The 13419-nt window shown below is 70.1% G+C and carries 7 protein-coding genes; 6 read left to right on the top strand and 1 reads right to left on the bottom strand.

What is annotated here, in order from left to right; translation table 11 throughout:
* Positions 1–142: 142 nt before the first annotated feature.
* Positions 143–451 carry a hypothetical protein gene (locus WME73_RS50270; RefSeq protein WP_437743383.1) on the top strand — a complete coding sequence of 103 codons (309 nt, stop codon included), beginning with the start codon at positions 143–145 and terminating at the stop codon, positions 449–451.
* Between the two features lie 11 nt (positions 452–462).
* Here the strand turns inward: WME73_RS50270 and WME73_RS50265 are convergent, their stop codons facing one another.
* Positions 463–4299 carry a serine/threonine-protein kinase gene (locus WME73_RS50265; protein WP_437914235.1) on the bottom strand — a complete coding sequence of 1279 codons (3837 nt, stop codon included), beginning with the start codon at positions 4297–4299 and terminating at the stop codon, positions 463–465.
* A gap of 388 nt (positions 4300–4687) precedes the next feature.
* Between WME73_RS50265 and WME73_RS50260 the strand changes: the two genes are divergently transcribed.
* From WME73_RS50260 to WME73_RS50240, 5 genes are all read left to right on the top strand, one after another.
* Positions 4688–5803: an ABC transporter ATP-binding protein gene (locus tag WME73_RS50260; protein ID WP_437914234.1), complete on the top strand. Its 1116-nt coding sequence runs from the start codon at positions 4688–4690 to the stop codon at positions 5801–5803.
* The gene (locus WME73_RS50255; protein ID WP_012241768.1) at positions 5796–6689 is read left to right on the top strand and encodes an ABC transporter permease; all 894 of its coding nucleotides are present in this window, start codon (positions 5796–5798) and stop codon (positions 6687–6689) included. The genes WME73_RS50260 and WME73_RS50255 overlap by 8 nt, the downstream gene beginning before the upstream one ends.
* Positions 6686–7516, top strand: a complete 831-nt coding sequence (locus tag WME73_RS50250; protein WP_437914233.1) for an ABC transporter permease — start codon at positions 6686–6688, stop codon at positions 7514–7516. The genes WME73_RS50255 and WME73_RS50250 overlap by 4 nt, the downstream gene beginning before the upstream one ends.
* Positions 7517–8186: 670 nt before the next feature.
* Positions 8187–11027 (top strand): TonB-dependent receptor domain-containing protein, encoded by a 2841-nt coding sequence (locus tag WME73_RS50245; RefSeq protein ID WP_437914231.1) that lies wholly within the window; start codon positions 8187–8189, stop codon positions 11025–11027.
* Positions 11028–11978: 951 nt separating this feature from the next.
* A complete protein-coding gene (locus WME73_RS50240) occupies positions 11979–13394 on the top strand; it encodes a flavin monoamine oxidase family protein (protein ID WP_437914230.1) in 1416 nt (471 codons plus the stop codon).
* The last annotated feature ends 25 nt before the right edge of the window (positions 13395–13419 follow it).

Raw genomic sequence — 13419 nt, 5'->3', positions numbered from 1 at the left:
CCGGAGGAGGCGGCCCGCGGTCGGCCTCCTCCGGCGGGCGGCGCCAGCCGGACGCGCGCTCCAAATTCGCGAATCTCCGCCAGACGCGACTACAATGAGCGCCGAGGGACCGCAGTGAGGCACCTCACGGGACGAGCGACGCGTGGCCGATACCGTTGAGAACGAAGGCGACATCGAGACGATCAGCCAGACCACCCCGGTCTCGGTCGGAGACAGCGTGCGCCTCGTGTTCCGTGCCTACGACGAGGCGACCCCGCCGTTCAACATCAAGATCCGCTCCCCGTCCGGGAAGATCATCATCGAGCGCGTGCTGCGCGATCTGCCCACCGGCAAGCCGCAGAGCGCCTCCCCCGTCGAGTTCAGCGCGTCGTCCCCCGGCGAGTACAAGATCGAGATCAAGCAGCTCTACGGCAAGGCGAAGGGCACGGCCGTCCTGCGCGTGAAGCCCTGAGGCGCTCCGCGCTAGCTCGCAAAACCAGGGAGCAGCATCGCGGTCATGCGGTCCGGGCTGACGATGCCCTGCTCGTGCATCCAGCCGTTCGCCGCCTCGACGGCGGCGCGGCCCTCGTCGCCCTTCAGCAGCTCGCCGTGGCGGCGCCGCGCCGCCGCGGCGTAGAGGGCCATGCCGGCGGCCTCGAAGCCGCGCACCGCGTCGGCGAGCTGCTGGACGGCCGCCTCTCCCTCGCCGCGGGCCGCGGCGATCGCGGCGCGCACGGCGGCCGCGAGCGGGTCGGCCCAGGGCATGTGCTCCGCGTCGATCTTGCGGGCGGCGCGCGTCGCCTCCTCGTACAGCGGCTCCGCGTCGGCCGGCGTGGACGCGGCGGCGGCGGCCAGCGCGGCGCAGGCCCGGAGGTGGGTGATGATGATGCGCACGGCCTGGATGCGCAGGACGAGCGAGCTCTCGAGGCCCGCCCGCTGCTCCGCGAAGAGGCGGTACGTCGCCTCGCCCTCGCCCCGGTACAGGCCGATGTGCGCGCGGGCGACGAGATCGAAGTAGCTCTGCAGCTGGAAGCCCGCCTTGGACCAGCTCCGGATGGCGTCCTGCGCCTGGCGCAGCGCGGAGTCGGGGTCGTCGCCGACGAGCCAGTAGGCGTTGCTCTGCGAGGAGCGGAGGCTCGTGGCGAGGTAGCGGTCGCCGCGCTCGTCGGCCGCCTGCAGGTACATCGGGACCCGGCGCATGAACTCGCGCGTCTCGCCGCCGTACCAGAGCGCCCAGACCGAGAAGGTGTGCGCCCAGCTCCGCTCCCACGTGACGCCGGTGCAGCGCTCGCGAAAGATGGTGTCCGCCCGGTCGAGATCGGCCACGCCCTGCTGCCAGCGGCCGAACAGCGTCGCGGTGACGCCGCCGACGAAGCCGACGAGGCCGAGCGCGTGAGGCCTGCCGATGCGCGCCGCGATCGCGCTCGCCGTCGAGAGCAGGTCGGCGACGCGGGACGCGGACGGGCCGCCGTCGATCGCGAGGTAGGTCGCCTCGAAGGCGAGCGCGCGCGTCACGCGGTACGGCTCGCCCGCCTTGAGCGACAGGAGGAGGTTGCGCGCCTGGAAGTCGGCGCCGCGCGTGGGATCGACGATGGCGAGCCCCATCGCCGCCGACCAGCAGACGTCGATGCGCATGAGGTCCTCGGGCGAGACCTCGTCGGCGGGGCGCTCGACGAAGTTGAGCCCGCGCAGGCGCACCTGCGCGCGCCGCAGCATCAGCGACGCGACCGCGAGCTCCGGCGTCTTCGGCACCTGCATGCCGACCGCGCCGAGCACCGAGCGCAGGCCCGCCATCCCGGCGTCGACGTAGCCGGCGCGGAGCAGGTTCTCCGCGGCCCGGCGGCCGAGATCGATCGCCTCGGACTCCGGGGCGCCGTCGCTCGCGGCCATGTAGGCCTCCGCTGCCTTGGCGCCGCGCCCCGCGCTGCTCAGGGCGTCGCCGAGCTTGGCGAGCACGACCCGCCGCTCCGCCGCGCCAGGCAGGTGGAGGTCGATCGCCATGCGGTAGAGGCGCGCCGCGTGGTCGAACGCGAACGCGGCCTCGGCGTGCTCGCCGGCGCGCACGGCGTAGCCAGCGGCGCGCTCGGGGTCCCCGGCGGCGCGCCAGTGCTCGGCCAGCGCCTCGAGCTCCGCGCGCCCCGAGGCCTCCAGCGCCAGCGCGAGCCGGCCGTGCCAGCTGCGCGCCGCCTGCTCGTCGAGCCGGCTCGCCACCGTCTCCCGGATGCGGTTGTGGAACGGCTCGAGGAACTCGTCCTGACCCGAGCCGCCGGTCCGCACGAGGTTCGCCGCGCGCAGGGCCGAGAGCACCCGCGTGAGCTCCCCGAAATCCGCCGCCATGGCGTGCGCGGCCACCGACGTCAGCACCGGCGCGCCGGCGCACACGACGAGCTCGAGCAGCTGGCGCGCCCGCGGGTCGAGCCGGCTGATCCGCGCCCAGAGGACGTCATCGAGGCGCACCGGGCCGCCGTCGGCGTCCGGGGACATCATCCTGTGGCGCAGGAGCGCGTCGATGAACAGCGGGTGGCCGCCGGCCTCCTGCGCGATCGCCTCGATGCTGAGCGGGTGGCCGACCTGGGCGCCCCGGAGGAGGAGCGCGCAGAGCTCCTGCGCCTCCGCGAGCGACAGGCGGTGGACGATGATGTGCCCGAGCGAGTCGATCGGCACCCCGAGCTGCCGCGAGACGGGCGGCGCGGTCTCCGAGGCGGTCCGCACCGTCGCCACGAGCATCATCGCGCGCGGGCGCGAGGGGTCGACCAGCGCGCCCGAGGACACGGGCCCATCGAGGCCGGCGAACGAGCCGGGCCTGGTCGCGGCGTGGAGATCGGCCTCGGTCCACGGGCGCATCACCTCCGAGAGCAGCGCGACGCTGTCGGCGTCAGCCCACTGGAGATCGTCGATCGCGAGCACGAGCGGCCGCTCGGCCGCGAGCCGGCCCAGCAGCTCCCGAAGCGCGGCGAAGACGAGGGCGCGGATCTCGGGCGGGTCGATCGCCTTGCGCCGAGCGCGCGCCTCCGTGATCGCCGGGACCGTCCGGAACACCGGGAACACCGTGCCGAGCAGGCCCGCGTTGGGCGGCAGCAGCGCCTTGACCTGCTCGGGGGGGCGGCGCACGAGGTGCCGGCTCAGCCCGTCGATGAGCTCGTCCACCGCCTTGTAGGGGACCGCCTCGCGCTCGTAGCAGCGCCCCGCGAGGACGAGCGCCTCCTTGTCGATGCGCTCCAGGAACCGGCGCAGGAGCGCGCTCTTGCCGACGCCCGACTCGCCCTCGATGAACCGCGTGACCGCGCGCCCGAGCTTCGCCTCCGCGAACGCGCCCTCGAGCGCGGCGAGCTCGCTGCGCCTGCCGACGAAGCCGATGCGCTGCGAGAGGACGGGCGGCTCCTCGATGAGCTCCTGCACCTGCAGCCGGCGCAGCACGTCGCGCGCCGTCGGCCGGGCGGCCGGGTCGATGCGGAGCATGTCCACGCAGAGCTCGTCGATGTCGGCGGGCATGTCCTCGACGAGCCGGCTCGGCGGCGGAGGCTCCGCTCGCCGCATCATGTCGAGCGCCGCCTTGGGCGCCGTCTGGAACGGGTAGACGCCGGTCAGCGCGAGGTAAAGCATGACCCCGACACTGTAGATGTCCGCCTCGGGCCCGGCCGCCTTGGCCTCGGCCTGCTCGGGCGCCATGTAATGGAGCGTTCCGACGACGGCCTGCTCGCGCCCTGTGCCGCTCGCGTCGGCGACGAAGCCGAAGTCGAGGAGGACCACCCGCTCTTCCGCGGTGACGAGGACGTTGGAAGGCTTGATATCGCGGTGAACCTTGTAAGCCGCATGCACCGCCGCGAGCCCCTGGGCGAGCTGCGCCAGGGCCGAGCGGAGGCGGGCCTCGTGGAAGGGGCGCTTGATCCGGGGCTGTGGCTCCGAGGCAGGGCCCTGCACAGCAGACCACATGGGGCTCGACGGCAAGGTCGAGCGGCGCCCGACGCCCGCGGGCTCGCCCCTCGGCCCGGCGTCGCCCTCCTCGTGGACCCGCACGTGGACCACGAAGTCGACGCCGCGGATGAGCTCCATCGTGAAGAAGAGCTGCCCTTCTTCCTCGTGAAGCTCGCCGAGGCTGACCAGGTTCGGGTGCTGGATGTCCTGGAGCGCGCGGAACTCGTTCTTGAACCGGAGGCGCGCGTCGGCGCTCAGATTCCGGAGGATCTTGAGCGCGACCCGCCCCTTCCGCTCGCGGTCGAAGGCCTCGTAGACAACCCCCATCCCGCCGCGGCCCACGACGCGAACGACCTGGAAGCGACGCGTGCCTCCAAACTCGGGTCTCGCGTTCCTCAGGCCCATGCGTGGGACCAAGAAATCACCGGCGCCGAGCGGTGGCAAGCAGCGCGTGGGGAACGCGCAGCGAACGCGCGGGGAGCGCGCAGCGAAGCGCGCCCGGACGCGCACGGGAAGCGCGCTCCGAACGCATTGGGCGCGCTCCAGCGACGCGCGAGCCCTGCGCGGCGCTGCAGCGCGCCGCGAGCAGGATCGGCAGAAAGGTGGCACGCCCAGGGGAAGGGCGGTAGCGTACGCCGCCTGCGAGCGAAAAGAGCCCGGCCGGGCGCGCGCCGCTCAGCCGGTCAGCCCGGCGCGCGCCCAGTTGACAACGGGAGGGCATCATGGTCTGCGTAGTACGCTCCGAGGCTTCGGAAGCGGTTCGGAAAGCGCCACGCGCAAAGGGTTTGCTGGGGTGATCCAGAGGTTGAGAGACTTCTTCTCGTCGTCGGGGCAGCGCAGCATGGCGCCCCTGACCGAGAGCGCGGCCGACCGCAACCCGGGATGCAGCCTCGTTGTAGAGAACGTCAGCAAGAGCTTCGGTAAGACACAGATACTGAACGACGTGTCGTTCACGGCGGAGGCCGGCGAGTTCGTCACGCTCCTCGGGCCTTCCGGCTGCGGCAAGACGACGCTGCTCCGCATCATCGCGGGGCTCGATCGCGCCGATCGGGGGCAGATCCTGCTCGCGGGCAGGGCGGTTGACCACCTGCCGGCGAACCGCAGGCCGGTGAACACCGTGTTCCAGAACTATGCGCTGTTCCCGCATCTGACCGTGTTCGAGAACGTGGCCTTCGGCCTGAGGTCGCGCAGCTTCCCTGATGCCGAGGTGCGCGAGCGCGTGCGTTCGAGCCTCTCGATGCTGAAGCTCGATGACCTCGCGGAGCGGTATCCGCACCAGATCTCGGGCGGTCAGAAGCAGCGAGTCGCGCTCGCGCGCGCGGTCGTCAACGAGCCTGAGGTGCTGCTGCTCGACGAGCCGATGTCGGCGCTCGACGCGAAGCTGCGCGCCGAGGTGCAGCTCGACCTGCGCCGGCTCCAGCGCGCGCTCGGGAAGACGTTCGTGCTCGTCACGCACGATCAGGACGAGGCGATGACCGTCTCGGACCGCATCGTGCTGATGAACAAGGGCCGCATCGAGCAGCAGGGGGCGACGGCCGAGGTGTACGAGCGGCCGCAGAGCCGCTTCGCCGCCGAGTTCTTCGGCGCGGCCAACCTCATCTCCGCGCAGCGCGTCGGCGCCACGCTCGTCTTCACGACGGTGGGCGCGCTGAGGGTGCAGACCAAGCCTCAGTGGGAGTACGGCACGCTCGCGATCCACCCCGAGTGGATCGAGCTCTGCGAGAACGAGCCGGCGGAGAACGGCGTGCGCGGCGTGGTGAAGGAGAGCTTCTACCGCGGCGATCACGTGGAGCTCATCATCGAGCCCGGGCCGCTGCGCGTGCAGCTCAGCCCCCGCTCGCGGCTCAAGCCCGGCTCCTCGGTCTGGCTCGCCCTGCCCGCCGAGCGGCTCGAGGTGCTCAGTGACTGAGCCGACGGTCTGGTATGGCCAGCTCACGACGCGGCGCAGGCTCCTCGCGCGGGGGTCGCTGCTCATCGCGGGCGGCGTCTCCTGGCTGTCCGTGTTCCTCCTCTTGCCGAGCCTGGCGCTCCTCGTCGTGTCGTTCCTCAAGCGCGACGCGGACGGCGCCCTGCTCTGGGAGCTGTCGTTCGAGTCGTTCGAGCGCATCTTCGGCTCCGCGTCCGGCGAGAACGCGCGCATCCTCATCAGGAGCATCGTCCTCGCGCTGGTCGTGACGACCGCCTCCGTGATGCTCGCCTATCCGATGGCCTTCTTCATCGCGCGCGGCTCGCGTCGCCGGCGCTTCTTCTGGCTCGCGCTCATCATCGTCCCGCTCTGCACGAACCTCGTGATCCGCACGTTCAGCTGGAAGCTCCTCCTGTCGGCGCAGCTCCTGCCTGCCAAGCTCGCCGCCTGGCTCGGGTGGATCGACCCGGGCCGCGACGTCTATCCCAGCTGGACGGCGGTCACGATCGGCCTCGTCGCGGCCTCCCTCCCGTTCGCCGTGGTCCCCCTCTACACGAGCATCGATCGTCTCGACTGGTCGCTCGTCGAGGCCGCGCAGGACCTCTATGCGTCGCGGCTGCGCATCTTCCTCGCGGCGATCCTGCCGCAGACCCTTCCCGGCCTCAGCGTCGCAGTCCTCCTCACGTACGTCCCTGCGATGAGCGTCTTCGTGGTGAGCGACATGCTCGGCGGCGCGAAGCACTGGCTGATAGGGAACCTCATCCAGCACCAGTTCGGCCCGGGGAGGAACATCCCTTACGGCGCGGCGCTCAGCCTGGTGCTCATCGTTCTGACGCTGGGCGGCGTGTCCCTTTACCGCCGGAATGGGCGCTCCGTGGAGATCCTGTGAAGCTCGGCCGGGGCCTCTGGCGCGCGCTGACGACGATCGCCGCCTTCCTCGGCTTCGCGCTCCTCTACCTGCCGCTCTTCGCGGTCGCCGTCTACTCGTTCAACGCCGCGGAGCGGGGCCTGCTCTGGACCGGCTTCTCGGTTCGCTGGTACCTCGATCTCTTCGCCGATCCCGAGACCAACCGGCGCGCCATGGAGATCCGCGAGGTCGCCGTGAACACCCTGATGCTCGGCGGCGCCTCCACGCTCATCGCGACGGTCCTCGGGACGCTGCTCGCCCTGGGGATGCACTTTCCGTGGCCGAGCTCCGTGAGTCGCGTGTTCGAGTCGATCGTGGACATCCCGGCGGTCGCTCCCGACATCACGTTCGCGGCGGTGCTGGTCATGGCGTTCAACGTGCTCCGCCGCGTGGTGGACCATTGGTTCGAGCCCAGCATGACGACGATGATCATCGGTCATGTGACGTTCGAGATCGCGTTCGTGACGCTCATCGTCCGCAGTCGGCTCGTCGCCATCGGGCCGACGCTGAGCGAGGCCGCGATGGACCTCTATGCGTCGCCGTGGATCCACTTCCGGAGGGTCACGCTCCCCCTCCTGTGGCCGGCGATCATGGGGGGCGCCATGCTGGCGTTCACGCTGTCGCTCAACGACTTCGTGATCAGCTTCTTCACGTCCGGCCCGCGCTCGGTCACGCTCCCGCTCTACGTCTACCAATCTCAGATGCGAGGCGTGCGGACCGACCTGTTCGCGATTTCAACGCTCCTCCTGATCGGCGTGGCGGTGTCCATCGTGCTCCTGGAGCGGCTCACCCGCTGGAGGCACAATTGAGCCGCCGGCCCGGGCTCGCGGCGGAGGCGGCGGAGCTCGGTGGAGGCGGCGCGCCGGGCGGCCAAGGGGCTTGCGCGCGCCGCGCGGAGCCCGGCGGACTCCTGCGCGTCAGCGCAGCGATGCACCGCCCTTGTTCACCTTGGCGCTGGGCCTGACCAGCGCTCCACCTCGCTCTGGCTCGCGCGGCCCGGCCCCGGGGCGCCGAGCTCGAGCGCTTGCCTGACGGCGCCTCCTGCGGGGCGCCGGGCCCCGACCGCGCGCCGCCCCGGGTTTCGCTCACTCTGTCATGCGCTCCGCGCACGGCGCCTACACAGCGGCGTCCACGCCGGCCTGAGGTCCCCGGCCGCCTGTGCGAACAGGTTGGATCAGCTGACGGCTTACGGTAAGCTGACCCGGCAATGCGGCTGTTTCGTCCCAAGCTCGCCGGGTTTTTGCGTGACGGCTGGACCCGGCGGACGGCGCTTTGCGCTCCACTTCGACCGTTGGGAATCGAGATCGAAAGATGAGCTTTCGTCGCTCCGCACTCCTACTCATACTCGTAGCACTCCTCACATTCTCCGGTCGGCCTGCCTGGGCGGATGATCTGGCCGATGAGGCCGATCTGCACTTCAGGATCGCCACGGAGCGCTATTCGGCGCGTGACTACCGGGGCGCCCTGGAGCACTTCCTGGTGTCGAACCGGCTTGTCCCGAACCGAAACGTCATCTTCAACATCGCCCGAACTTACGAGGCTCTCCAGGAGTATCCAGACGCATTTCGCTACTACGTTCAGGCGCTCGATCTCGAGCCCAACGCCGCGCGCAGGCCGGCCATCGAGGAGGCGCTCGCGCGCATCCGGCCCAACGTCGCCGTCATCAACGTGACGACGGACCCGCCCGGAGCGACGGTGTACATCAACCGCCGCGATCTCGGCGGCCGCGGCAACACGCCCCGCCTCCTCGGCTTCCAGCCCGGCAAGCACAAGATCATCGTCGATCTCGAGGGGTACGAGCCGGCGGAGGTCGAGAACGTCGAGGCGAAGATCGGCGAGCAAACGAACGTCGCGGTCAAGCTGAAGCGCATCGTCGGGACGGTGCGCGTGGTCGGTGAGATGGCGGGCACGACGGTGCGGGTCAACGACGCGAGCGGCCCGCCGGCGTGCACCGCGCCGTGCGATCTCACGCTGCCTCCTGGCCGGCACCGCCTCTACCTTTCGCAGGAGGGGTATCAGCCGTCGGAGCAGGACGTGAACGTGGCGGCCGCGAGCACGGTGACCGCGCGTTACCGGCTCAACCCGCTCACCGGCAGCCTCGTCGTCAACGCGGATGAGCGCGACGCGCTCGTCGAGGTCGACGGAAAGCCGATGGGCTTCACGCCCGCGGTCCTCAACGTGCAGAGCGGCCAGCGCCGCGTGCGCGTCTCGCTGCGCGGCTTCCGCCCGGTGGAGCAGACAGCGAACGTGGTGGCCGCACAGCAGACCCGGATCGACATCTCCCTCCGGCAGCTCGAGGAGGTCGAGGCCGCGTCGCGTACGGCGGAGGCCGTCGAGGACGCGCCCGGCTCGGTCACGATCATCTCGGGCCAGGAGCTCCGCGCGATGGGGTATCCGACGGTCGCCGAGGCCTTGAGGGGCATGCGCGGCGTCTACACGACGTACGACGGCACCTACTCCTGGGTTGGCATCCGCGGGATCAGCATCCCTGGCGACTACAGCAACCGCGTGCTCGTGCTGCTCAACGGGCACTCGATCAACGACACCTGGGACGGCCTCGCCTTCGCCGATCAAGCCGCGCGCACCGACCTGGAGGACGTCGAGCGGATCGAGGTCGTCCGTGGCCCGGGCTCGCTGCTCTACGGTACGGGCGCGTTCGTCGGCGTCATCAACATCGTGACCAAGGGCCGCCCGACGTCGTTCGGCGCGGGCGTCGGCGTGGGCGCGGCGCAGCACGGCTTCATCCGCGGCCGCGGCCAGGTGCAGGTGCCCTTCGGGCGCGACTCCGGCATGTGGCTGTCGGTCGCCGGCGGCCACGGTCAAGGGCGAGACTACTTCCTGCCGATCCCGCCCGGACTCGAGAACAAGTGGAAGGACGGGGATGCCAACGCCCGCGACGCCGACCACTTCAATGTCGGGACGGTCCAGGGGCGGCTCTGGTACAAGTCCCTCTCGGCGCAGATATCCTACAACGATCGCAAGAAGGCGCTCCCGACCGGCGCCAACCTCACCATGGTCGGCGACGACAGGACGTTTTACCGCGACAGGCGCGGGTTCGTCGAGCTCACGTTCTCGCCGCGGTTCTCCGATAGCTTCTCGATGACGACCCGCGTGGCCGCCGACATGCAGCTCTACAATGACACGCTGTGGCTGTCCGAGGCCTCCGACGCCGGGACCAGCACGATTTATGACGTCGAGCAGTACCAGGACACGTGGCTGCTCGCGGATCAGCGATTCGAGATCTCACCGCTCCGCGAGCTGAAGGTCACCGTCGGCGCCGAGGGCCAGATACACCTGCTCGGCAGGATGCGCATCGAGGAGAGGGAGTGCGGTGTTCTTCCGTGCACCGACAAGCTCGTCCTGCCCGTGCCCGAGCGCGAGGGCGAGATCCTCGACCCCGACAACGAGGATCTGTTCGACTCGCACCCTTATCAGATCCTCGCCGGCTACGGCGTTGTGGACTTCGTCCCGTCCGACCGCATCCGCGTCTCCGCGGGTGCTCGTATCGATTACTACAACTATGGGGAGGACGGTCTCAGCTTCAACTCCGGGATCAGCCCGCGTATCGCGCTCGTCGTCAAGCCCTACGAAGGGGGCAACTTGAAGGTCACCGGCGGCCGCGCGTTCCGCGCTCCGCCCATCTACGAGCTCTTCCTGCAGGTGCCCTCGAGCAACTTTGCCCCGGGGTACGACCCGGAGGAGGGCGCGTCGGTCGATCCCGAGAGCGTGCTCTCGGGAGAGGTCGAGTTCACGCACCGGCTCTCGTCCACGCTCTCGTTGCTCGGCGCGGGGTACGTGAACTACATGACCGACATGATCGCGCAGACCGGCGATTTCACCGAGGCAGTGCCGGGACGGTACGACAACACAAAGGAGCCGATCCTCGTTCTGGGCGCGGAGGCCGAGCTGCGCCGCGAGTGGCGTCAGGGCTGGATGGCCTCTCTCTCCTACTCCTATTCACGGGCGAGGTACCTCGAGAAAGGAGACGTCGACGAGGTGCTCAAGAAGGTGCCCAACTCGCCGGAGCACATGGCCGCCGTCAAGGGGACCGTGCCGCTGTTCGGAAAGGCCCTGATGCTCTCGACGCGCCTCACCGTCGAGTCGCCGCGCATCGACAAGACCCTGGAGGAGACCGACGCCGCGGTGATCTGGGACGTCGTCCTCTCCGGTCAGACGGAAGTGGCCGGCCTCCGCTACAACATGGGCGTCTACAACGTCGCCGACTGGGAGTACGAGGCCCCCATCTCGCCCCAGTTCACGGCGACCAGGATGCCGCAGGCAGGCCGCACCTTCCTCCTCTCTGCCAACCTGAACTTCTGATCATCGCGCGGCCGTCCTGGCCGCGCGCTCTCCACCTCACGCCCATCACCTCTCGGCGCTCCGCCCCCGCGCCGCTCTGCTCGACCGCGGCGCAGGGCGGCCCGCGCAGCGCGCAGCCTCGCGCCCCGAGTCCATCGACCGGCGTCGCCCTGGCGGCCACATCCATTCCAGGCGTGGCGCAAGCCACACCTGCGGTACCGTTCCACTCTGGCAGGAGCTCCACCGCTGCGCGCGGTTCGCGCCACGCTCGAATTCAGCGTCTCACGTGAACTCAGCGCCTGGGCCGGCCTCGCGTGTCATGCAGCGCTCTCGTGTGTTTCCTTGCCCGACGCAAATCGTGCGCCGTGGCGCAAATCACGCACGTTCCTCCGCAATCCACGATCGAGGCGCGATGGTGTGGAGCGGTGCGTTCGCTTCATGGCCGTCGCCGGAAACGCTGCGATCTGACGGCGCGCGGCCGCGCGGCGCGCGCTGCGCGTCACGTGTCACGCGCCACGTAACCAAGTGACCACATCATCGGACGCCCGCACACTCTTGTGACAATCTGCGCGGTCATGATTTTGCTTGAAAGCAAAACATCGCTTGTCCATCATGGTCACTCGTGAATATCCGCTCCTCGACCTCGGATCACGCGACGCACGGCGCGCGCGGTCCGGAGCGACGGCGGAACGACGGGCGCGCCGCTCGGCGGAGCGCGCCGCGAATGGGAGCGATCAGGAGAGCGATGGGCGCCGATTTTCGCGCCGAACCGTAGGCCACGAGAGGAGCGCGCGTCGGGTCTGCCACCCGCGGCGCGCCGTCTCGGCGGCGTTTTTGCCAACCTGACGATCGTCAGCCAGCCCGAGCAAGAGGTCCATGTTGCCCGACCGCCCGATCGATGTCCCCGAGCAGTCGTTCGCTTCCGTCTACGACCGGCGTCGCCTCGCGGCCGCAGGGGAGATGTTGCCACAGATGTGGGACACTTTACCTGACTGGCCGAGCGTCGGCGGCGGACGCCGTGTCATCGTGCTCGGCGGCGGGATTTCAGGGCTGTGCACCGCATGGTCGCTGCGGAAGGCCGGGTTCGACCCGATCATCCTCGAGCGGAATGACCGTGTGGGCGGCCGCTTCTACACGCTCCGGAACCACTTCGGCGACCAGTACGCCGAGCTCGGCGTCACCCGGATCGCCGACACCCACGTCCTCACGCTCGCCTATGCGCGCCACTTCGGGCTGGAGATCCTCGAGTATCCGCTCGACGCGACGCAGCTGTACTACGTCATGGGCCATCGCTTCCTGAGCACCTCGCGGGGCAAAGCGCACTACCCTGCCGACTTTCCGCTCTCTCCGGAAGAGCGGGACATCGACGCGGAGTCCCTCAACCTGCAGCTCGCGGCGAAGGCGTTCTCGGTGATCGGCGACCCGCGGGACACGCAGTGGCCACCGGCCACCGTCCGCAAGGACTTCTCGGGCGAGACGTTCTACCGCAGCCTGGATCGGACCGGGGCCTCGCACGCCGCGAGGGAGATCTGCCGCGCGTACGAGGGGACGGAGATCGAGATGTTCAGCGGCCTCGCCTGGTCGGCGAACCAGCGGCTCGACGCCAAGTGGTTCCACACCTACGCGATCGCCGGCGGGAACGACCGGCTGACCACCGCGTTCGCCGACGATCTCGGCGATCGCATCCTCAAGGGGGCCCATGTGCAGCGGGTGATCTCCCGCGAGGACGGCGTGACCGTCGAGTTCCTCAGGAACGGGGACCCCGAGACGATCGAGGGCGACTTCGTGGTGTGCGCGCTCCCCCACCGCATCCTGCTCGAGGTCGCGTTCGACCCGCCGCTCTCCGGCCCCAAGCACCGCGCCGCGTCGGAGATCCCGATGTTCACCGTCACGCGCCTCAACTTCCAGTTCTCGCACCGGTTCTGGGCGGATGAGGGCATCATCGGGCTGCTCGCGGCCTGCACGACCACGCCCATCGAGCGCCTGTGGGACCTGACCTCGCTCCAGTCCGGCTCCTCGGGCATCCTCACGGCGTACGTGCAGGACCGCAACGCCGCGGCGCTCGACGAGCTGCCCACCGCGGCCGATCGCATCGAGTTCGGGCTCAAGACGATGGAGTCGTTCTTCCCGAACGCTCGGCAGTACTTCCAGAAGGGGCTGTCGTTCTCGTGGCACCACCAGCCGTACACGCGAGGCGGCTGGCCCGCGTACCGGCCCGATCAGACCGATCTGATCGCGGATCTCCAGCGCGGCGAGGGGCGCATCGTCTTCGCCGGCGATCACACGTGTCTCTACACGGGCTGGGCGCAGGGTGCCCTCGAGTCGGCGCACTTCGCCACGGCCGAGGTGATCGCGGCGGCTCGCGGGTCGATCGAGCCGACCACCTGAGCGAGCTCGCCAGGCGCCCCCCGGC

This window comes from Sorangium sp. So ce302 (genome assembly GCF_051530145.1).
GTDB classification, from domain to species: domain Bacteria; phylum Myxococcota_A; class Polyangia; order Polyangiales; family Polyangiaceae; genus Sorangium; species Sorangium cellulosum_B.
The sequence above is the reverse complement of the archived record's forward strand: the minus strand, read 5'-3'. Positions and strand labels throughout refer to the sequence as shown.

What these genes read in the sequence shown, in the direction of transcription:
- WME73_RS50240 (WP_437914230.1), top strand. Translation starts at nt 11,979, where the DNA reads ATGTGGGACACTTTACCTGACTGGCCGAGCGTCGGCGGCGGACGCCGT.
- WME73_RS50265 (WP_437914235.1), bottom strand. Translation starts at nt 4,299, where the DNA reads ATGGGCCTGAGGAACGCGAGACCCGAGTTTGGAGGCACGCGTCGCTTC.